The organism is Corynebacterium sp. CCUG 71335 (assembly GCF_024454075.1).
GTDB classification, from domain to species: Bacteria; Actinomycetota; Actinomycetes; order Mycobacteriales; family Mycobacteriaceae; genus Corynebacterium; species Corynebacterium genitalium.
In genome coordinates this window covers 56,341-76,022 of sequence record NZ_JAGPYY010000012.1, presented here as the reverse complement: position 1 = coordinate 76,022, position 19,682 = coordinate 56,341, and the positions used below count along the sequence as shown (strand labels likewise).

Sequence of the window (19,682 nt, the reverse complement as noted above, 5' to 3'; positions counted from 1 at the left end):
GCGCGGAACCGTCGCGTTCCCCCTCGGGGTGCGACATTTTTGGGGGGAGGGGTTGGGTGCGCTGTCAAGCAAATGCCCGTAACCCTCTAGGATGGGTGGCATGACCCACGAGGAGACCCACGATTACGAGGCGTACGTCGAATCCCACCCCGCGCCTTTGAAGGCCGTGAACTGGAACAGCATCCCTGACGACAAAGACCAGGAGGTGTGGGACCGCCTCACCGGTAACTTCTGGCTGCCGGAGAAAATCCCCGTGTCCAATGACATCCCGAGCTGGAACACGCTCAACGACGCTGAGCAGCTGTCCACGATGCGCGTGTTTGCGAACCTGACGCTGCTGGACACGATCCAGGGCACCGTCGGCGCAGTCTCCCTCATCCCGGACGCGAAGACACTGCACGAGGAGGCTGTGTACACCAACATCGCGTTCATGGAGTCCGTCCACGCGAAGAGCTACTCGAACATCTACATGACGCTCGCGTCGACACCGCAGATTAACGACGCCTTCCGCTGGACTGAAGAAAACGCCGAAGTGCAGCGGAAAGCCAAAATCATCCAGAGCTACTACTGCGGCGACGATCCGCTGAAGCGCAAGATCGCCTCGGTGATGCTGGAGTCCTTCCTGTTCTACTCCGGCTTCTACCTGCCGCTGAACTGGTCGGTGCACTCCAAGCTGACCAACACCGCCGACATCATCCGCCTGATCATTCGCGACGAGGCAGTGCACGGCTACTACATCGGTTACAAGTACCAAGTCGGCCTGCGCGACGAGTCCCAGCAGCGCCAGGACGAGCTCAAGGAGCACGCCTTCGACTTGCTCTACGACCTCTACGACAACGAGATCCAGTACACCGAGGACCTCTACGATCCGCTCGGCTGGACCGAGGACGTCAAGCGCTTCCTGCGCTACAACGCCAATAAGGCACTGAACAACCTCGGTTACGAGGGGCTTTTCCCGGTCGACGAGACGCGCGTGTCGCCCGCCATCCTGGCATCGCTTGCCCCGAACGCCGACGAGAACCACGACTTCTTCTCCGGCTCCGGCTCCTCCTACGTCATTGGTAAGGCCGAGGACACGCAGGACGACGACTGGGACTTCTAACCCCTCCTTGACCTGTGGGTCCCTTGCCCCGGCTGCTCCTTTTCCTGGACCGGTCGGGGCATTCTTTGGCTTAACCTATTCCGGGGTTATACCGCCCCCGTTCTGGGTTGAAATCCGGGCATTGCCGGGCATGCGGTGGTCGGGTGTCTGGTGGTTTCCGTCCAGTCCAGGGCTGTGAGCTGGGGGAGTGGTTGCCCCCGGAATGAGCAGCGCGAAGAGGCTGCACGTCATCTGGATTTTCGCTGGACCGCTGGTTAAGATGAAGCGGTATTAGCCGCGCCCTATCTATGCCGTCTGCGAGCTGATTTTCGTCAGCTCCGGGAAGGCTTGGCCGGGGCGCCCCCGGGAAATCCCACTGGGGGAGGAGCGGCTGAGGTTAATTCAGGAGGATACGTATGACTGCTGTGGCACCACGGCTCGACGCTGATGTCGTCGAGGCTGCACCGGCACGGCCGGAGCCGACCGGCAAGGCCCGCAAAGGCACCCGCCTTTGGGACCTGATGACCACCACGGACCACAAACAGCTGGGCATTTTCTACATTATTTCGGCGTTTATCTGGTTCTTCGTCGGTGGCCTGATGGCCCTGCTGATCCGCGCGGAGCTTTTCTCCCCGGGTCTCCAGTTCCTTTCTAACGAGCAGTTCAACCAACTGTTCACCCTGCACGGCACCGTGATGCTGCTGGCATTCGGTACCCCGATCGTGTGGGGCTTCGCCAACTTCGTTCTGCCGCTGCAGATCGGTGCCCCGGATGTCGCATTCCCGCGTTTGAACGCGTTCGGCTTCTGGATCACCACTGCCGGTGTCATCGCCATGCTCGCCGGCTTCCTCACCCCTGGCGGCGCAGCTGACTTCGGCTGGACCATGTACATGCCGCTGGCTGACGCGATCCACACCCCGGGTGTGGGCGCTGACCTGTGGATCCTCGGCGTCGGTGCCACCGGTATCGGCACCCTGGCCTCCGCCATCAACATGGTCACCACCGTGCTCACCCTGCGTGCACCGGGCATGACCATGTTCCGCCTGCCGGTGTTCACCTGGACCATCTTCGTGGCCTCCATCCTGGCCCTGATGATCTTCCCGCTGCTGACCGCTGCAGCCCTGGGTGTCCTCTACGACCGCAAACTCGGCGGCCACATCTTCGACCCGGCCAACGGTGGCGCCATCCTGTGGCAGCACCTGTTCTGGTTCTTCGGCCACCCCGAGGTCTACGTCCTGGCACTGCCGTTCTTCGGCATCATCTCCGAGGTCATTCCGGTCTTCTCCCGCAAGCCGGTCTTCGGCTATATCGGCCTGGTCTTTGCAACCCTGGCCATCGGTGGCCTGTCCATGGCTGTGTGGGCGCACCACATGTACGTCACTGGTGCGGTTCTGCTGCCGTTCTTCTCCTTCATGACCTTCCTGATCGCCGTTCCGACCGGCGTGAAGTTCTTCAACTGGGTGGGCACCATGTGGAACGGCCACCTCACCTTTGAAAGCCCGATGCTGTGGTCCGTCGGCTTCCTGTTCGTGTTCCTCTTCGGTGGTCTGACCGGCATTATGCTGGCTGCCCCGCCGCTGGACTTCCAGCTGTCTGACACCTACTTCGTTGTCGCGCACTTCCACTACACCCTCTTCGGTACGGTCGTGTTCGCGTCGTGCGCAGGCGTCTACTTCTGGTTCCCGAAGATGACGGGCCGCATGCTCGACGAGCGCCTGGCGAAGATCCACTTCTGGCTCGTCATGATCGGCTTCAACATGACCTTCCTGGTCCAGCACTGGCTGGGCAACATGGGCATGCCGCGCCGTTACGCCGACTACCTGGACTCCGACGGCTTCACCCTGCTGAACCAGATCTCTACGATCGGCTCCTTCATCCTGGGTATCGCCTTCCTGCCGTTCATCTGGAACGTGTACAAGTCCTGGCGCTACGGCGAGGTCGTCACCGTCGACGACCCGTGGGGCTACGGCAACTCCCTGGAGTGGGCAACCTCCTGCCCGCCTCCTGGCCACAACTTCACCTCCCTGCCGCGTATCCGCTCTGAGCGCCCCGCGTTCGAGCTGCACTACCCGCACATGGTGGAGACCCTGCGCCGTGAGGCCCACACCGGCCACCACGACCCGCGCTCTGAGGCAACCACCCCGGAAGAGAACGAGCGCACTGGCTCTGACTCCCGTGAGTCCGAGACCGTGACCTCTTCTTCGCAGCGCACTGCCACGGAGACCGTGACCAAGGTGCGTCCGGCAGACGGCCGCGACTCCGGCTCCACCAAGGCGACCGACTAGTAGGCCACTCCTGAACTAACCGGCAGGCCCCGCTCCCCACATCGTGGAGCGGGGCCTGTTGCTGTAGGTTCGAATTCATGACGTATTCGGTGACCCTTCAACCCGGCCTCCAGCACGCAGTGATCACGTTGTCGGGGGCTGATCACCCCGGTGTGAGTGCGGCATTCTTCGCGGTGTTGTCCCAGCACGGGGTGCAGCTGCTGGACGTTGAGCAGGCGCAGTTCCGTGGCCGTCTCGCTCTCGCAGCGTTCGCCGGGGTCACCACGAGCGGTGTTGAGGCGCTACGCCACGACCTCGAAGCGGCACCGGAGCTGGCGGACCAAACGGTGACCATCGAGACGGACGAGGCATCTTTGGCTCCGCAGCGTCGCCGTTCCACCCATGCTGTGGTCGTGCTGGGCGATCCGGTGACGGCGGAGGCGGTCTCTGAAATCGGCCGCACCCTCGCGGACTTCGGTGCGAACATCGACCGTATCCGCGGCATTTCTGATTATCCGGTGACGGGATTGGAGTTGTCGATCACCATTCCTGGTTCCGGCGACGAGGTCAGCCACACGGTGCGCCAAGCGTTAGCGGAGCTCACCACGGGCCTCGGCGTCGATATCGCGATTGAGCGCGCTGGTCTGGCCCGCCGCTCGAAACGCCTGGTGTGTTTCGACTGCGATTCGACCCTCATCACGGGCGAGGTCATCGAGATGCTCGCTGCTCACGCGGGTCGTGAAGCGGAGGTCGCCGAGGTCACCGAGCGCGCGATGCGCGGGGAGCTGGACTTTGAGGAGTCGTTGCGCGAGCGCGTCGCAACGCTGGCGGGGCTGGGCGCGTCGGTGCTTGACAGCGTCGCACGCGACATCGAACTCACTCCCGGAGCCCGCACAACGATCCGCACGTTGAAGCAGATGGGCTACCGCACCGCGGTTGTCTCGGGCGGGTTCATCCAGGTGCTCGAGCCGATGGCGGCCGACCTGGACCTCGATTACGTGCGCGCGAACACGCTCGAGATCGTGGACGGCAAACTCACCGGAAAGGTGATCGGCAAAGTCGTCGACCGGAAGGCGAAGGCGGAGTTCCTCGCCGAGTTCGCTGAAGATTCGGGCCTGCGTTTGTCCCAGACGGTGGCGGTCGGCGACGGTGCGAATGACATCGACATGCTCACTGCCGCCGGCCTGGGTATTGCCTTCAACGCGAAGCCAGCGCTGCGCGAGGTCGCGGACACCTCGGTCACCCACCCGTTCCTGGATTCGGTGCTGTACATCATGGGTGTGCCGCGCCATGAGATCGATACGCTCAACGAGGAGCAGGGTATCGACGGCAAAGTCGCGCTCGATTAATGCCGGAAACAGCTGACACAGCCGCGCTCATCGCGGCAGCGCACCGCTTCCTAGCCGCGAGCCTTGCCGACGACCACCGCGGCGGAGAAGACCCAGACGATCCCGCCACCGTTCAGGCGATGCAGATCGCGCTGCACATTCCGAAAGCGGACCCGCCGCAGCGTAACGACGCTCTTGTGGCCGCTGCCCGAGCCGTCGCCGCTGTGTGTCTCGACCCGCGCGCAGGGCAAGAGTCCGCCTGGCGCGACGCGCTGGCACAGTGGTACGGCCACCGGATCCGCAAGATCGCCCGGCGTGCCCGCGGCGCCGCGTGGGAGAACGTGCAGACGCTGCCCGGCTGCACGTTCCGATCCAGCGCAACGGGACCGGTCGCCGAAGCCCGCGCGTTCATTCCGTCCGCCGTCGGGGAGGTTCCGCACGCGATCAGCAAACTGCAGATCAAAGGCACCGACCTCCCGCACGATGACCTGCCGGCGCCCAGTGTCGGTGGCATCGAGATGTCATCGGTGCCAGTGATTCTTGTCGACGACTCGCTCGCAATGACCGCGGGTAAGGCCGCCGCCCAGGTCGGCCACGGGTCGATGCTGCTTGCCGCGCAGATGAGCGAAGCGTGGGCGGTGCGCTGGGCTCTCGACGGCTTTCCCCTTGCGGTCCGCGAGGTGCCACGGGAGCTTATCCGCGCCACCGCGGCGCTTCCCGCGTCTGTCCCCGTCCGCGATAGCGGCTTCACGGAGGTCGCTCCAGGGTCAGTGACGGTGGTGGCGCATCCTGGCGCTTACTCCGCGGAAGACTCGGCCGAGGACTTCTCAGCAGGCTGAGCCACGAGTCGGCGCAGCGCGCCGCGCACCACTTCGGGGTCTGTCGTCTCCCAAAAGTCGGGGAGGGACGCGCGGAGGAAGGATCCGTAGCGCTTTGTCACCAAACGGCTGTCCAGGACGGAGACGACGCCGCGGTCGGTGGTGCTGCGCAGCAACCGGCCGGCACCTTGGGCGAGCAGGAGTGCGGCGTGGGTGGCGGAAACATCCATGAACCCGGAACGGCCGGCGGCGTCGGCGGCGCGGGAGCGGGCCTGGAGCAGCGGGTCATCGGGGCGGGGGAAGGGGATCCGGTCGATCATGACGTGGGAGAGGGAGCGGCCGGGGACATCGACACCCTGCCACAGGCTCAGGGTGCCGAACAGACACACGTTCTCCCCGGCGGCGAACTTGTTCACCAGTGCGCCGATGGTGTCGTCGCCTTGGACCAGAATGTCGAACGGCAACCGAGAGCGCAAAGCGTCCGCGGCTTCTTGTGCGGCACGGCGAGAGGAGAACAATCCCAGCGTCCGCCCGCCGGCCGCGGTGATGAGCTCAGCCATCTCGTCGAGGGTGCCCTCGCTGATGCCGTCGCGGCCCGGCGGCGGCAAGTGCTTAGCGGTGTAGAGAATTCCAGAGCGTCGCGGGTCAAAGGGGGTGCCGGCGTCGAGGCTGTCCCAGGTGCCGTCGGGAAGCCCCCAGGCCGCGGCCATCGCGCGGAAGTTGCCGCCTACAGCAAGGGTGGCGGAGGTGAGCACGACCGTCTTCTCACCAAACAGGTTGTCGCGCAACAAGGCCGACACCGATAGCGGTGCCACTGAAACGGAGGCGGACTCCGGGCTGGAGGAGGCGCTGCGGGCGAGCCAGACGACGTCGAAGTGCTTAGCGGGGTCGTCTTCGTCGAAGACGCTCAAGATGCGATCGAAGGAGGTGTACAGCTCGCCTACGTGGTTGCGCAAGTTCTCCCGCTCGGCTGCGGTCTCCGGGTCCTTGGTGGCTTCACCCTCCGGGGCGCGGGCGATGGCCTCGCCCGTGCGGCGCAGTTCATCCTGCACTGCGACGAAGGCGGCGCGGGCGGGATCCGAGATGGTTTCCCAGCGGCCAGGGGATTCGGTGTCGAGGACGGCGGCGAAGTCGTCGATAAGCTCCTCGAGCGTGTCTTTGCGCCTGTTTTCTCCCAGCTTCCCGGCGCGGCGGGCCGCTAGCCGCAGCGCGTGCGGGGAGATCTCATTGGTGGCCACGGAGGTGACGCGGCCGTCGAGCTCGTGGGCCTCGTCGATGATGACAGCAGAGTGCTCGGGCAGGATGGAGGCGCCTGAAAGCGCGTCGATAGCCAAAAGCGCATGGTTGGTCACCACTATGTCGGCCTCACCGGCGCGCACGCGAGCGGCTTCGGCGAAGCATTCGGCACCGTGCGGGCACCGTGTGGCACCTAAGCACTCGTTGGCGGTGACGGAGACATGCCGCCACGCTTTGTCGGGCACACCGGGTTCAAGGTCATCGCGGTCACCGGTCTCGGTTTCTTCGGCCCATTCGTGCACGCGTTTGACGTGGCGGCCGAGCCAGGAGACGTCTTCTTCGTCGACCAGCGCTTCCTGGCCGTCCCCGGTTCCGTCCAAAACACCGATCTTGTTCAGGCACACGTAGTTGGAGCGGCCCTTCAAGATGGCGAACGTCGGGGTGCGCGGCAACAGCGGGTCAAGGGCTTCCACCAGGCGCGGCAGGTCGCGCTCGACCAGCTGGCGCTGCAGAGCGAGCGTTGCCGTGGAGACGATCACGGTCGTGTCGTTCGCCTGTGCGTGCCGGATCGCGGGCACCAGGTAGGCCAGGGATTTACCGGTTCCGGTACCGGCTTGGACGGCGAGGTGACGGTCGTCGGCAAGCGCTTGAGAAACCGCCTCAGCCATGGCGATTTGCCCCGGGCGTTGCGTGCCGCCGAGGGATTCGACGGCAGCGTCGAGAAGCTCGCGCGCAGACAGCGACAACCGTTCCATCACTCTTCCGGGAATCCGACGAAGCGTGTGCGGATCGCCGGTTCATCGCGGGACAACGACAGACCTTCCCAGGGCAGCGTTTCGCGTTGTTTCGCAAGGTGGGTGCGGGTCGCTTCAAGGTCATCTAGCCCCTCGACGATTTCACCGTCGCGGATGAGCGGGACAACCAACTCGCGGTAATCCAGCGTCGTCGGGGTGCCGGGGTGCTTATCGAGCGGGTAAACGATCTCGTCGACCGCGACACCGGAGCCGCGGTACGTGCGCAGGGCGCCCTTCGCGCCGCCTTTCATTTGCTTGCCGGAGCTGCGCTTAGCGACGGGCACACCGTCAACCTCCACAAGCTTGTACACCATTCCTGCCGTGGGAGCTCCGGAACCCGTGGCTACCGACGTGCCCACGCCGTAGCCGTCGACCGGGTCCGACCGCAGGCCGGCGATGGCGAATTCGTCCAGGTCGGAGGAAACGATGATCTTCGTGTTGTACGCACCGAGCTCATCGAGCTGCGCCCGCACGCGCCGCGACATGATGCCCAGGTCACCGGAGTCGATGCGTACGCCGCCGAGTTCCGGGCCCGCGACCTCCACGGCATTGGCCACACCCTGGGTGATGTCATAGGTATCCACCAGCAGGGTCGTGTCCACACCGAGGGAGTCGATCTGCGCCTTGAAAGCGGCCTTCTCGTTCGGGGTGCCGTCAGGGTTGGTGTGCAGCAGCGTCCAGGCGTGGGCGGCGGTACCGGATGCCGGGATGCCGTAGCGCAGGGAGGCTTCCATGTTGGAGGTGGAGCCGAACCCGGCGATGTAGGCGGCGCGTGCACCTGTCACCGCAGCCTGCTCGTTGGTGCGGCGCGAACCCATCTCCATGATCGGGCGGCCGTCGGCAGCCGTGACCATGCGCGAGGCGGCGGAGGCGATCGCGGAGTCGGAGTTGAGGATCGACAGGATGACCGTCTCCAGGATGCAGCATTCTGCGAATGTGCCGCGCACGGTGAGGATGGGGGAGTAGGGGAAGTACAGCTCACCTTCCCTGTAGCCGTCAATGTGCCCGGTGAAGCGGTAGTTGCGCAGGTACTCACGGGTTTCCTCGCTAAGGAAGTCGGCCGTGGACAACTGGTCTTCAGTGAAACGGAATTTCTCCACGGCTTCAATCAGGCGGCCAGTGCCTGCGACAACCCCGTAACGGCGTTCGTTGGGCAGCTTGCGGGCGAAGACTTCGAAAACGCATTGGCGCGAGTGGGTGCCGTCCTTTATGGATGCATCGAGCATGGTGAGCTCGTACATGTCGGTGAGAAAGGCGGTTGACGGCTGTTCGTTCATGCAGTCAAGCCTAGTCTTTCCTCGTCTTCGAACGACAAGGACAGAGCTGTGTCGGTGTTGTGTCAGCGCCGTGTCAGTAGCAGTGGCAGTGGCCGTGGCAGCGTGGGGCGTACGCGCAGAGCACTCTTTAGTACGCTTGAAGCCATGACTGGTGTCAACCCTGAGATTCGGCCCGGTGTCCGGATGGGTTCCCCCATGGCCACACCTGACCTTGATGAGCAGATTGAGGTCAACGTCGACACGGCGGAGAACCTGCCGTGGATGTGCATTGTGTGGGACGACCCGGTGAACCTGCAAAGCTACGTCACCTACGTGTTCCAGACAGTGCTGGGTTACGGCCGCAAGCGCGCCCAGGAGCTGATGATGCAGGTGCACACCGAAGGCAAAGCCGTGGTGTCCTCCGGCGAGAAAGACAAGGTCGAGGGCGACGTGAAGAAGCTGCACACCGCGGGTCTGTGGGCCACGATGCAGCAAGCTGGTTAAAGTTCCCGTCCGGCCGCGTGATGTGGCCGGGCTTGGAAAGGAGATAAGGCATGCAGCCGTGGCGGCGGAAGAAAGGCCTGATGCGGGCCACACGCTTTAGCACTGTGTTCGAGCCGATGGAGCGCGAGGTCATTGGGGATCTCACGGCCACGGTGTCGGAGGCGTTGATCCAGCGCGCGCAGTCTGCGCCGAAGGATGAGCTCGCGGAGATGATGGATATGCCCTCCGGCCACACCGAGGCGCCGGCGGACCCGTCGCTCGCCCGCCTCCTGCCGGATTTTGAGCGCGCCGGGGACGAAGAATTCGACGGCGACAACGCTCTGCTGCGCAGCCTGCACGAAACGGACATCATCAAGGCGAAGCTGGCGAACTTGCAGGTGATCAACACTGCGCTTGGTCCGACTGGCGGGGTCGCGGTGAGTGTCGAGGAGCACGAGGCGCAGCAGGTCATCGCCGCGTTGAACGACATGCGCCTCTACGTCGCTGCCGCCGACGCTCCGACAGAGGCTGCTGAGCAGGACCGCGACAACCTTGTCGAGTGGCTCGCGTACTGCCAGGAATCGCTGCTGCAAGCGCTGATGGGGGAATAAACGCATGGAGCTTATCGACGGTTTCTCCCTCCCCGGTTTAGCCCTCGGCCACCAATCGCTAGGCGACACAGGAGTGACGGCGCTTGTCTCCACGTCTGCCGCCGGCATGGTGGCAGCCGTCGACCAGCGCGGTGGCGGCCCCGGCACCCGGGAAACTGACCTACTCAAACCCCACAACACAGTGGAGCGCGTGAACGCGATCGTGCTGGCCGGGGGTTCTGCCTTCGGTTTGGCCGCAGCCGATGGCGCGATGCGCGAGCTGGAATCCCGCGGCCTCGGGTTCGCAGTATTCGGTGAAAGCAACCCGGGCCCCCGGGTGCCGATTGTCCCCGCTGCCGTCATCTTCGACCTCATCATCGGCGACCCGAACCACCGGCCCAGCCCCGAGGACGGTGCCGCCGCAGTGCGTGCGGCTCTCGACGGCCACAGCGGTGATGCGGTCTCTGCCGTGCCTGTTGGTTCAGTCGGTGCCGGCTGTGGCGCGACCGCCGGCGTTCTCCGCGGCGGGTTCGGCGTCGCGCAAGCACGTGTCGGCGATTTCACCGTTGCCGCCGCTGTCGTGGCCAATCCGATCGGCAGTGTCATTGACCCGGATACTGGCCGCTTCTTCGGTGACCCCGCCCGCCCCGCTGTGGACCTGGATGCCTTTGCCGCGTTGGTGCGACCCCAACCGAAACTGAATACCACGATCGGGGTGGTGGCGACGGACTGCCCGGTGGGCATCGAAAAGCTTGAGCGCCTCGCGATGACCGGCCATGACGGGATTGCTCGCGCCGTGCGCCCCGCACATTCGCCTCTCGACGGCGATACCCTGTTCGCCGTCTCCACCGCCGAGCCGGAGGCATACACGGGGTCCGCAGCCGCCGCGGACCCGGACCTCTACTACGCCTTGTGCGACGCGTCCGCTCGGTGCGTCGAAGCTGCAATCGTCCGTGGCGTCGCGGCCGCTGAACCTGGTTATGGTGTCGCCGCGTGGAACGAGATCACCTAAGCTTGGCCGCACCATGAGCTATCCATATTCCTCCCCGCATCCTGGCCAGGGACCTACATACGGTTTCAACCCCTACGGTGGTCAACCCGGTCAGCACGGTGCTCCCGGCGTTGGCGGCGGTCCCGTTGTGCCCTCTCAGCAAAGGAGTCCGTACCGCTCCCGCGGCCAGCAAACGCGAACGGGCTTCACCTACGCCATCGGATATGTGGTGCTCATCTGGGCGGTGCACATAGTCAATGTGGTCATCTTCGGCGGCCGGTTGACGTACTTCGGCATTCACCCGCTGGACCCTTCTTCGCTGCCGCACATCCTCTCATCGCCGATCCTGCACGCGAACTTCGAGCACCTGATGTCCAACACGATCCCCGGCGCGATTTTCGCGTTTTTGATCGGCTACTCCGGGCATCGGGTGTTCTGGGAGGTCACGGCCTTCGTGGTGCTGGTGGGCGGGATCGGCACGTGGATTCTTGGCGGGTTGGGGACAAACCACATCGGCGCCTCCATGCTCGTGTACGGCTGGCTGGGCTACTTGCTTGTACGCGGATTCTTCAACCGTTCCGGCAGCCAGATTGCGCTGGCGGGTGTTCTGGGCCTGATGTACTCAGGATTTATTTGGGGTGTCTTGCCTATGCAGGACGGCATTAGCTGGCAGGCTCACCTGTTCGGCGGCCTTGGCGGTGTCGCCGCTGGTGTGCTGATCACCTCGGACGATCCGCCGGAACTGCAGGCCAGGAAGCAATCCCGGAAGGCTGAGAAACAGGCGCGGAGGCAAGCGCGCTGAACCTGTGAACTACATGGGCAAAGGCTTCTTTGTCGCGCATTCATTGTTCGGTTATGGACAAGGAAATCAGATTAAATTCAGATTTTCAGAAAATTTTCTGAGCAAAAGACCTGTTCACTGCGTTTTCGGTACATGCAAAAGAAATATTTTCTGTGTCAGCACATGAACTTCTAAGGTCTTAGATTATACTAAGCGTTATGGGAAACATGGACGCGAACTTGAACACACGACTTTCTGCGCACGAGGCTGAGACCTGGACGCGCGTTTGGGCCTGCCACATGAAGCTGCCGTCGACTCTGGACGCACAGCTCAAGCGTGATGCAGGTGTCACCTACTTCGAATTTCAGGCTCTCCTGAACGTGGCAAAGGCTCCGAAGAAGTCTCTGCGCATGACCGAACTGGCTGACGCAACGATGATGTCTCTGTCTCACCTCTCCCGCGTTGTCACGCGTCTGGAGAAGAAGGGCCTCGTCTCCCGTACCCCGGACCCGAACGACGGCCGCTCCACCTTCGCTACGCTGACGCCGGCCGGCACCAAGACCGTCGATGCAGGGCTCCCGGGCCACGTGGGCGAGATGCGCCGCATCATGTTCGACAACCTGTCGGACTACGAGATGGAGGTCGTCTCCTCCGCTCTGGCCAAGATGGCTGCTGCTCTGGCGGAGCCGGCTCGCCCGGTCGTCGCGGACTCCCCGCTGGTCGGCGAATCCTCCGGCCTGGACGCCGCTTAATGCAGTTCGGCTGCGGCTGTCACTAGACTGGCCAATCATGATGGACAGTGGTGACAGCTTCAGCGATGACAACGTCGGTGGGGGCAATAACGCCCCCATCGGCATTTTTGATTCCGGTTTCGGCGGTCTGACAGTCGCACGTTCTGTCATGGACCAGCTGCCGGGGGAATCAGTTATCTACATCGGCGACGGCGCGAACGGGCCCTATGGCCCGAAGCCGCTCGCTGAGGTGCGCGGCCACGCTATGGCAATTGCGGACGATCTCGTGGAGCGTGGCTGCAAGATGATCGTCATTGCGTGCAACACGGCTTCCGCCGCCTTCCTGCATGACGCGCGCGAGCGCTATAGCGTCCCCGTCATCGAGGTGATCAAACCCGCCGTCCGCCGCGCTGTTGCGACGACACGGAACGGCAAAGTCGGCGTCATTGGTACCCAAGCCACCATTCGTTCTGGTGTGTACCAAGATCTGTTTTCCCTTGCTCCCGGGATTGAAGCGACGGCGGCGGCATGTCCCGCTTTTGTCGAGTTTGTGGAGGCCGGCATCACTCACGGCCGTCAAGTGCTCGGCGTAGCCCAAGGCTATGTGGAGCCGCTGCAGGCGGCGGGCGTGGATACGCTTGTGCTTGGGTGCACCCATTACCCGCTGCTATCTGGCGTGATTCAGTTGGCTATCGGCGATGATGTCACCCTCGTCTCCTCTGCGGAAGAGACCGCCAAGGACGTTCTGCGCATTCTCACGGAGCGCGATATGTTCGCCGATGTTGACCATGAGCCAGTCCGCACTTTCGAATCGACCGGTGATCCGGAACCCTTCCACCGCCTCGGCCCGCGCTTCCTCGGCCCAGCTGCAGGCGCGTCTGTGGCGGGTGTCTCAGAGGAAAACCATGCGTGATCTTCCGCTCTCTGGCTTAACCTTTCCCTCAGGTTTGTGTAACAGTAAAGTTATGAAGCTGACAGTTCTCGGGTGCACGGGGTCCTTGGCAGCGCCGGGCAACCCAGGCTCTTCCTACCTGATTGAGACGGGGGCGAACGAGCCGGGTATCCTCATGGATTTTGGTCCCGGTGCGCTGGCTGCCATGCAGGAAGTCGCGGACCCGTCTGATGCGCACCTGCTGTTTAGCCACCTGCACGCGGATCACTGCTCCGATACCGCGTCGCTGTGCGTGTGGCGCCGCTTTCACCCGACGGCTCCTGCCAGGCAGCGCCACAAGCTGTGCGGGCCCAGCTACACCCCAGAACACATTGGCCGGATGTGCGGCGACGGGCCGGATGACATCGCGGATTTGTCCGACACGTTCGACTTCCAGGCATGGGTATCCGGCAAGCCCGTCGACATCGACTCGGTGACGGTCACCCCGTTCCCTGTTGTCCACCCGGCTGCTGAGTCGCACGCACTGCGCGTGGAGCACCGCGATTCAGGCAACGTCATCTGCTTCTCCGGCGATTCTTGCTACACGCCCACGCTTATCGACGCCGCGCGTAACGCCAACCTCTTCCTCTGCGAAGCCGCGTGGGGCCCGTACAAGGGTGACGGCACCCCTGAGGGCATGCACATGTCGGGGCAGGAAGCGGGTGTGATTGCGCGTGAGGCAGGCGTCGACAAGCTTGTGCTCGTGCACATCCAACCGTGGTCGGACAAGGAAGCCACGCTGGAAGCTGCGCGCACGGAGTTCGAAGGCGAGATCGTGCTCGGCGAGGCTAAGGCAGTCTACGAGTTGTAGGCTCGTGGGCATGACTGAAGCTTTCTTGCGTGCCGACGGCCGCGCTCTGGACGAAATGCGCCCCGTGCGCATCACCCGCGGATTCACCTCAAACCCGGCGGGCAGCGTGCTCGTCGAGTTCGGCAACACCCGCGTGATGTGCACCGCCTCCGCCGAAGAGGGCGTGCCGCGCTTCAAGAAGGACTCTGGCGAAGGCTGGCTGACCGCCGAGTACGCGATGCTGCCGGCTGCGACCCACGACCGCATGCCGCGCGAGTCGATGAAGGGCAAGGTCAAGGGCCGCACGCATGAAATCTCGCGTCTGGTGGGCCGCTCGCTGCGCGCCGCTGTGGATCTCACGGCGCTGGGGGAGAACACGATTCAGCTCGACTGCGATGTCCTGCAGGCTGACGGCGGCACTCGCACGGCCTCGATCACGGGCGCGTACGTCGCGCTTGCGGACGCGATCGGTTACCTCAAGGAGCAAGGAGTCGTCCCCGGCGAGCCGCTGCTCGCCCCTGTTGCTGCGGTCTCTGTGGGCATTGTCGATGGCCGCGTCTGCCTCGACCTGCCGTACGAAGAGGACTCCCGCGCCGAGGTCGACCTCAACGTGGTCATGACGGACTCCGGTGACTTCGTCGAGGTGCAGGGCACCGGTGAGCACGGCCTCTTCGGCCGCGAGCAGCTCGGCTTGATGCTCGACGCCGCGGAAAAGGGATGCCGTGAGCTTATCGACGCACAAAAGGCGGCCCTCGGGTGGTAACCCCCAATCCTGTGCGTGTCCTCGTCGCCTCCGGAAACGCGAAGAAGCTCGGAGAACTGGAAACTGTTCTCTCTGAGCTCGGCATCGACGGGATCGAGCTCGTTTCCTTGCGCGACGTGCAGGCCTACCCTGAACCTGCGGAGACGGGGCTGACATTCGCCGAAAATGCGCTCATCAAAGCCCGCGCCGGGGCAGCGGCTACCGGTCTGCCGTGCGTGGCGGATGACTCCGGCATCGCCGTCGACGCCTTGAACGGCATGCCTGGTGTTCTCTCTGCGCGGTGGTCGGGCGGCCACGGTGACGACCTTGCCAACAACGAATTGCTGTTAGCACAGCTCAGCGACATTCCTGACGAGCATCGCGGTGCAGCGTTCGTGTCCTGCTGCGCGCTCGTCGTGCCCGGCGGTTCCGAGGTCACCGCTGAGGGGCGCTGGGAAGGTGCGCTGTTGCGCGCGCCTCGCGGCTCCAACGGCTTCGGTTACGACCCGCTGTTCCAGCCCGCTGATGCTGACGGGCGCTCGTCTGCTGAGCTCAGTGCGGAGGAGAAGAACGCCCGCTCCCACCGCGGAAAAGCACTGCGCGAGCTCGCCACGCATATCGCGGCACTACGGTAGCAATCGGCTCGGGCCGCTGCGTCTCGGAGTGAGGGAGCACCGCGCTGGTAGAGTCGAAATATTAAATGCTAATCAAACTCATTGGAGGAATCGCAAAAATGACTGTTCAGTCAGCAAAGAAGGCAATCGCACTCGCAGGTGCAACCGTGATGTCTGCAGGTCTGCTCGTTGCCTGTGGTAACTCCTTGGACGGCACCTGGGAGGGCACCGGTCAGGACGCAGAGACCGGCGTCGCAGCGGGCAAGGTCACTCTGAAGATCAACGGCGGTGACTGCGAGTGGATGGTCACCAACCCGGACACTAACGAGTCTGACACCGCCCGCTGCGAGGTCGATGGCGACGACCTGAAGCTTGCCGACGTTATTACCGGCAAGGATCTGAAGTACAAGACCGAGCAGACCGAGAACTCGCTCACCCTGACCCCGGACGGTGGCGACGCCAAGGACATTCTCGTGCTGACCAAGGTCGGCGAATAGCGCCGACGACTACTAGCGCAACAACAAAGGACCGGTTTTCACACCGGTCCTTTCATGTTTTCTAGGGGGCTGGACGCGCCCGCCCAGCGTTGGCACTACGCCAGATCGAACTCTGCCTTGACCTCCCGGCGGCGCCAGTACTCTACGAAGAAGGAGAGAAACGGCACCACGCCGGCCAGTGCGGTCACCAGCCATGTCTGCACCGACCACCGTGCCTTCATACCCAGGTTGAGTGTGGCCAGAAGGAACAGTGCGTACATCCAGCCGTGGCCGACCGCCACCCAGTTCAGTGCGCTGACATCCATGTTCAGCCCGTATTCCATGATCATGCGTGCGCACAGGAGTAGCAGCATGACACCGGTGACCCACGCAGCGACGGAGAAAAGATTCAGTGCGGTCTTCACGCGGCGCTGGCGCTCAGGGTGAACACGGGGCTGGCCCGGCTGCGGGGCGGGCTGGCTTTCGGGCGTTGTCATGGGGTGTAGTTTCTCCTTGTAGTACTGGGCGTCACGCGTCGTGCTGGCGGCGTCGCGGCGTGTTCAGGGCGTTGAACTCCTCGACGTTGAGCTCCGGGCGCGAGGGCAGGAAGTCCTCGAGGAGGTCCTCGTCGGCAGCGCGGCGGGACTCGGGCACGCCGTCGGTCGGGTTCGGGCTGGGGGAGGGGTCGCCGAAGGTGGCGGCATCAGCGTTGTAAAGCGCCTGCATGCGGTCGCCGGAGTTCTCCGCGTCAATCTTCTCGTTTTCCATCCGCATGCCCGCGCGGTAAATGAAAATGAGGAAAAGGCCAAACATGGGCCACTGCAGCGCGTACCCGAGGTTTTGTAGCGAACCGGTGCCGGAGGTGTAGCGCGACCACTGCCAGTTAGCCAGCATCAGCGAGACGATCACAGCGGCGATGAGCAGCAGCACGTGCCACGCCTTCACGCGCACATGGTCGCGTTGCGGCTGTTCTTCGGGGCTGGAAGAGGAGCCCGGCGCTGATTCGGTCACAGTGAAAAGTCTATCAACCGGCCTAAGTGCGCCAAAAGCGCCGGGAATGAGTAGTGCGCCCGGAGAGACTTGAACTCTCACGCCTTACGGCACTGGAACCTAAATCCAGCGCGTCTGCCAATTCCGCCACGGGCGCCTATTCGCGCATGAGCCGATGTCCGGTGCGCGAAGCGGTTCACAGTGTACAGGGCGCGTAGTTCACGGCGAAAGCTAGAGGTCCAGATCGCGCAGCAAACGGCCAACGTGGCCGGTTGCTTTGACGTTGTACTGGGCGGATTCGATGGTGCCGTCGGCATCGACCAGGAAGGTGGAGCGGATGACGCCTTGGACGATCTTGCCGTAGTTCTTCTTCTCGCCGAATGCGCCGTATGCGGTCATTGCCTCTTTGTCCGGGTCGGACAGCAGCTCGAAGCCCAGGTCGTGGTCGGCGCGGAACTTCGCCAGCTTCTCCGGGGTGTCAGGGCTGATGCCCACAACGGCGACAGAAGCGTCGTTGAACTGGCTCAAGTTCTCGGAGAAATCGCACGCCTCGGTGGTGCAGCCCGGCGTGTTCGCCTTCGGGTAGAAGTAGACGATGACGCGCTGACCCGCATAGTCGCTCAGCGACACGGTGTCGCCCTTGTCGTTGGTGAGGGTGAAGTCGGGAGCCTTATCGCCGGGGGTCAAGCGTGTGTTTTCAGTCATGCCCGCCACTGTAGCGGGGATGCAGTACTGTGGTGGCGAGAGAAATTTATCCACAAAGGAGTATGACGTGGCACGCGACATTAACGACATCCAGCGCGACATCGAGCGCACCCGCGGCAACCTGGCCCAGACGATCGACGAGATCGCTGACCGCACCCGCCCGGAGAACCTGGCCAACAACGCGAAGGCTCAGGTGCAGAACAAGATGAAAGACGACAAGGTGCAGAAGGTTCTCGCCGGCATCGGTGTCGCTATTGCCGCCATTGTGGTGATCAACGTGTCCAACAAGCGCAAGAAGAAGAAGGATCTCAAGGACCTGCAGCGCCTGCTGGCAGACCGCAAGTAGTCCTTCGTGGCGCCCAAGCGCACCCTGCCGTGGCGCCCAAGCGCACCCTGCGCAATATCCGTTGCGGGGTGCGCTTGTCGTGCTTCTAGACTGGTTTAGGCCAGCTCGGCGCCGGCGCTGCGCATCTCCTCGAGGGCGGCGGCGCCGCATGCGTCGTCGACAGGCGAGCACATCTCGCGCAGTACACGCACGTTGAAGCCTTCCTTCAGCCCGTCGAGCACGGTGGCGCGCACACAGTGGTCGGTGGCGATGCCAACGACATCGATGCCAGCGACATCATGCGCTTTCAACCAGTCAGCGAGCAGCGCGCCCTCGCTTGCCGACGCCCCCTCGAAGCCGCTGTACGCCGCCTCGTACTCGCCTTTGCGGAAGTACTCGTCGAAGCGGACGTCTGCGATAGGTGCGCGCAGTGCAGCACCCTCGGAGTCCGCGACGCAGTGGACCGGCCATGTGTCGACGAAGTCCGGCTCTTCCGAGAAGTGGCTGCCCGGATCAATGTGCCAGTCCTGGGTAGCGACGATGTGGGAGTGATTATCGGCGGCGGCGATGTGTTCAGCGATGGTGGCAGCCACCTCATCACCGCGTGCGGTGCCGAGGGTGCCGCCGGGGCAAAAGTCATTCTGTACGTCAACGACAACGAGTGCGCGGTTCATGCGTGCCAGCCTAGCCCGCGCGGCCGGCGCGCGGATGCTTTCACCGCCGTGCTCACCACCGGGGCGGTTGGGGTGTCCACTGTGTCAGTGCGGCGAGGAGCTCATCCGGATCGTCAGCCACGACGAGACTGTCGCGGTCTTCCTGGCGCACAAACCCGTGGGCCACCATGTGATCGATCATGTCCGTCAACGGCCGCCAGAAATCAGCCCCGAGCAGGCCAATAGGTTTGGTGTGCAGGCCGAGTTGCTGGTTGGTCCATTCGTCGAAAAGCTCGTCGAGCGTGCCCGCACCGCCGGGGAGCGCGACGAACGCGTCGCACCGCTGACTCATGATGCGTTTGCGCTGCGCGAGCGTATCCACGATGACCAGTTCCCCCAACCCTGTGTGCGCAACCTCGTGCGCGGCGAGGTGCTCTGGCATGACCCCCACGCTGGCGCCGCCGGCATCAATGACCCCCTGGGCGACGGCGCCCATCATGCCCAACCGGCCGCCGCCGTACACCAGGGTCATTCCGTGGCGCGTCAACGCGGTACCGAAGGCGTGCGCGAGGGACGTCATTGTTGGGTCCACACCCTCGCGCGCCCCTGCGAACACAGTCACTGCGGAGATATTCACGGGCCCCAGGGTACAAAAGGCTGGGTGCGGAATGCGCGCAAAGAAAAACAGGCCGGGAGCAACTCCCAGCCTGTCGTAGTGTGCGCCACCAGGGACTCGAACCCCGAACCCGCTGATTAAGAGTCAGCTGCTCTGCCAGTTGAGCTAGTGGCGCGTTGGCCGTTACGGCAACGAAGAGAAAATATAGCAGTTAGGTCTGCGCAGAGTGAAATCGCCAGGTCACTGCCGAAAAGCGGGGAGGTGGTGGAAAGGGTGAGGGAGCCCTGTTTTCGCTGGCCGTTGAACAGAGGGTAACGGTGCGATAACGCGACGGTACACGGTTAATATCAGCTTGGTGGCAGGTTGGTGGAAGGCCCGTGATGCAACTGGAATTCGTGTGTCGGCCACCTATATTGTGAGAAGTTGTTGCGACGGGGCCTTGCACGTGTATGGCACCTGTTTGGGACTTGAATAAGGGTTGTGTGTT

The 19,682-nt window shown here is 63.6% G+C and carries 22 protein-coding genes and 2 tRNA genes; 15 read left to right on the top strand and 9 right to left on the bottom strand.

Annotation, left to right across the window (positions count from 1 at the left end):
- Positions 1-100 precede the first annotated feature (100 nt).
- The 4 genes from nrdF to KBX19_RS09315 all read left to right on the top strand — a co-directional run bounded on the left by nrdF (position 101) and on the right by KBX19_RS09315 (position 5,512).
- Positions 101-1,102, top strand: a complete 1,002-nt coding sequence (nrdF, locus tag KBX19_RS09330; RefSeq protein ID WP_005288840.1) for a class 1b ribonucleoside-diphosphate reductase subunit beta — start codon at positions 101-103, stop codon at positions 1,100-1,102.
- Between the two features lie 395 nt (positions 1,103-1,497).
- Positions 1,498-3,366, top strand: coding sequence for a cytochrome c oxidase subunit I (gene ctaD, locus KBX19_RS09325; RefSeq protein WP_255998589.1), 1,869 nt, complete (start codon positions 1,498-1,500; stop codon positions 3,364-3,366).
- A gap of 77 nt (positions 3,367-3,443) precedes the next feature.
- Positions 3,444-4,694, top strand: coding sequence for a phosphoserine phosphatase SerB (gene serB, locus KBX19_RS09320; protein ID WP_255998588.1), 1,251 nt, complete (start codon positions 3,444-3,446; stop codon positions 4,692-4,694).
- Complete coding sequence (locus KBX19_RS09315; RefSeq protein WP_255998587.1) at positions 4,694-5,512, top strand: aminoacyl-tRNA hydrolase; 819 nt, start codon at positions 4,694-4,696, stop codon at positions 5,510-5,512. Before serB ends, KBX19_RS09315 begins: the two co-directional genes overlap by 1 nt.
- On the opposite strand, the gene KBX19_RS09310 is transcribed toward KBX19_RS09315, so the two are convergent.
- Positions 5,470-7,482 (bottom strand): ATP-dependent DNA helicase, encoded by a 2,013-nt coding sequence (locus tag KBX19_RS09310; RefSeq protein ID WP_305083806.1) that lies wholly within the window; start codon positions 7,480-7,482, stop codon positions 5,470-5,472. The two genes, KBX19_RS09315 and KBX19_RS09310, sit on opposite strands and share 43 nt — an antisense overlap.
- Positions 7,482-8,798, bottom strand: a complete 1,317-nt coding sequence (locus tag KBX19_RS09305; RefSeq protein ID WP_255998585.1) for a nicotinate phosphoribosyltransferase — start codon at positions 8,796-8,798, stop codon at positions 7,482-7,484. Before KBX19_RS09305 ends, KBX19_RS09310 begins: the two co-directional genes overlap by 1 nt.
- A 195-nt stretch (positions 8,799-8,993) precedes the next feature.
- Here KBX19_RS09305 and clpS point away from each other — a divergent pair, with 195 nt between their 5' ends.
- The 10 genes from clpS to KBX19_RS09255 all read left to right on the top strand — a co-directional run bounded on the left by clpS (position 8,994) and on the right by KBX19_RS09255 (position 15,927).
- Complete coding sequence (gene clpS, locus KBX19_RS09300) at positions 8,994-9,281, top strand: ATP-dependent Clp protease adapter ClpS (protein ID WP_040423530.1); 288 nt, start codon at positions 8,994-8,996, stop codon at positions 9,279-9,281.
- Between the two features lie 50 nt (positions 9,282-9,331).
- Positions 9,332-9,871, top strand: a complete 540-nt coding sequence (locus KBX19_RS09295) for a DUF2017 domain-containing protein (RefSeq protein WP_005288929.1) — start codon at positions 9,332-9,334, stop codon at positions 9,869-9,871.
- A gap of 4 nt (positions 9,872-9,875) precedes the next feature.
- Complete coding sequence (locus KBX19_RS09290; RefSeq protein WP_005288931.1) at positions 9,876-10,862, top strand: P1 family peptidase; 987 nt, start codon at positions 9,876-9,878, stop codon at positions 10,860-10,862.
- 13 nt (positions 10,863-10,875) lie between these two features.
- On the top strand, positions 10,876-11,643 hold the full coding sequence (locus KBX19_RS09285; RefSeq protein WP_083770259.1) for a rhomboid family intramembrane serine protease: 768 nt from the start codon (positions 10,876-10,878) through the stop codon (positions 11,641-11,643).
- Between the two features lie 197 nt (positions 11,644-11,840).
- Entirely contained in the window at positions 11,841-12,374 is a 534-nt protein-coding gene (locus KBX19_RS09280; protein WP_255995867.1) for a MarR family winged helix-turn-helix transcriptional regulator, read from the top strand.
- Between the two features lie 37 nt (positions 12,375-12,411).
- On the top strand, positions 12,412-13,266 hold the full coding sequence (murI, locus tag KBX19_RS09275; RefSeq protein WP_255995866.1) for a glutamate racemase: 855 nt from the start codon (positions 12,412-12,414) through the stop codon (positions 13,264-13,266).
- A gap of 52 nt (positions 13,267-13,318) precedes the next feature.
- Positions 13,319-14,095: an MBL fold metallo-hydrolase gene (locus KBX19_RS09270; protein ID WP_255995865.1), complete on the top strand. Its 777-nt coding sequence runs from the start codon at positions 13,319-13,321 to the stop codon at positions 14,093-14,095.
- Positions 14,096-14,105: 10 nt separating this feature from the next.
- Positions 14,106-14,837 (top strand): ribonuclease PH, encoded by a 732-nt coding sequence (gene rph / locus KBX19_RS09265; RefSeq protein ID WP_040424232.1) that lies wholly within the window; start codon positions 14,106-14,108, stop codon positions 14,835-14,837.
- Between the two features lie 11 nt (positions 14,838-14,848).
- A complete protein-coding gene (rdgB, locus tag KBX19_RS09260; protein ID WP_005288953.1) occupies positions 14,849-15,451 on the top strand; it encodes an RdgB/HAM1 family non-canonical purine NTP pyrophosphatase in 603 nt (200 codons plus the stop codon).
- Between the two features lie 98 nt (positions 15,452-15,549).
- The gene (locus KBX19_RS09255) at positions 15,550-15,927 is read left to right on the top strand and encodes a hypothetical protein (protein ID WP_050748790.1); all 378 of its coding nucleotides are present in this window, start codon (positions 15,550-15,552) and stop codon (positions 15,925-15,927) included.
- Between the two features lie 95 nt (positions 15,928-16,022).
- On the opposite strand, the gene KBX19_RS09250 is transcribed toward KBX19_RS09255, so the two are convergent.
- From KBX19_RS09250 to bcp, 4 genes are all read right to left on the bottom strand, one after another.
- On the bottom strand, positions 16,023-16,403 hold the full coding sequence (locus KBX19_RS09250) for a DUF3817 domain-containing protein (RefSeq protein WP_255998584.1): 381 nt from the start codon (positions 16,401-16,403) through the stop codon (positions 16,023-16,025).
- Between the two features lie 31 nt (positions 16,404-16,434).
- Positions 16,435-16,917: a hypothetical protein gene (locus KBX19_RS09245; RefSeq protein WP_255998583.1), complete on the bottom strand. Its 483-nt coding sequence runs from the start codon at positions 16,915-16,917 to the stop codon at positions 16,435-16,437.
- A gap of 54 nt (positions 16,918-16,971) precedes the next feature.
- A tRNA-Leu gene (locus tag KBX19_RS09240) sits at positions 16,972-17,053 on the bottom strand.
- A 74-nt stretch (positions 17,054-17,127) separates the two neighbouring features.
- Complete coding sequence (bcp, locus tag KBX19_RS09235) at positions 17,128-17,601, bottom strand: thioredoxin-dependent thiol peroxidase (protein WP_040423533.1); 474 nt, start codon at positions 17,599-17,601, stop codon at positions 17,128-17,130.
- Between the two features lie 67 nt (positions 17,602-17,668).
- Between bcp and KBX19_RS09230 the strand changes: the two genes are divergently transcribed.
- Entirely contained in the window at positions 17,669-17,947 is a 279-nt protein-coding gene (locus KBX19_RS09230; protein ID WP_040423535.1) for a DUF3618 domain-containing protein, read from the top strand.
- 95 nt (positions 17,948-18,042) lie between these two features.
- On the opposite strand, the gene KBX19_RS09225 is transcribed toward KBX19_RS09230, so the two are convergent.
- The 3 genes from KBX19_RS09225 to KBX19_RS09215 all read right to left on the bottom strand — a co-directional run bounded on the left by KBX19_RS09225 (position 18,043) and on the right by KBX19_RS09215 (position 19,370).
- A complete protein-coding gene (locus tag KBX19_RS09225; RefSeq protein WP_255998581.1) occupies positions 18,043-18,600 on the bottom strand; it encodes an isochorismatase family protein in 558 nt (185 codons plus the stop codon).
- Positions 18,601-18,652: 52 nt separating this feature from the next.
- A complete protein-coding gene (locus KBX19_RS09220) occupies positions 18,653-19,216 on the bottom strand; it encodes a TIGR00730 family Rossman fold protein (RefSeq protein WP_255998580.1) in 564 nt (187 codons plus the stop codon).
- Positions 19,217-19,297: 81 nt separating this feature from the next.
- A tRNA-Lys gene (locus KBX19_RS09215) sits at positions 19,298-19,370 on the bottom strand.
- Between the last annotated feature and the right edge of the window lie 312 nt (positions 19,371-19,682).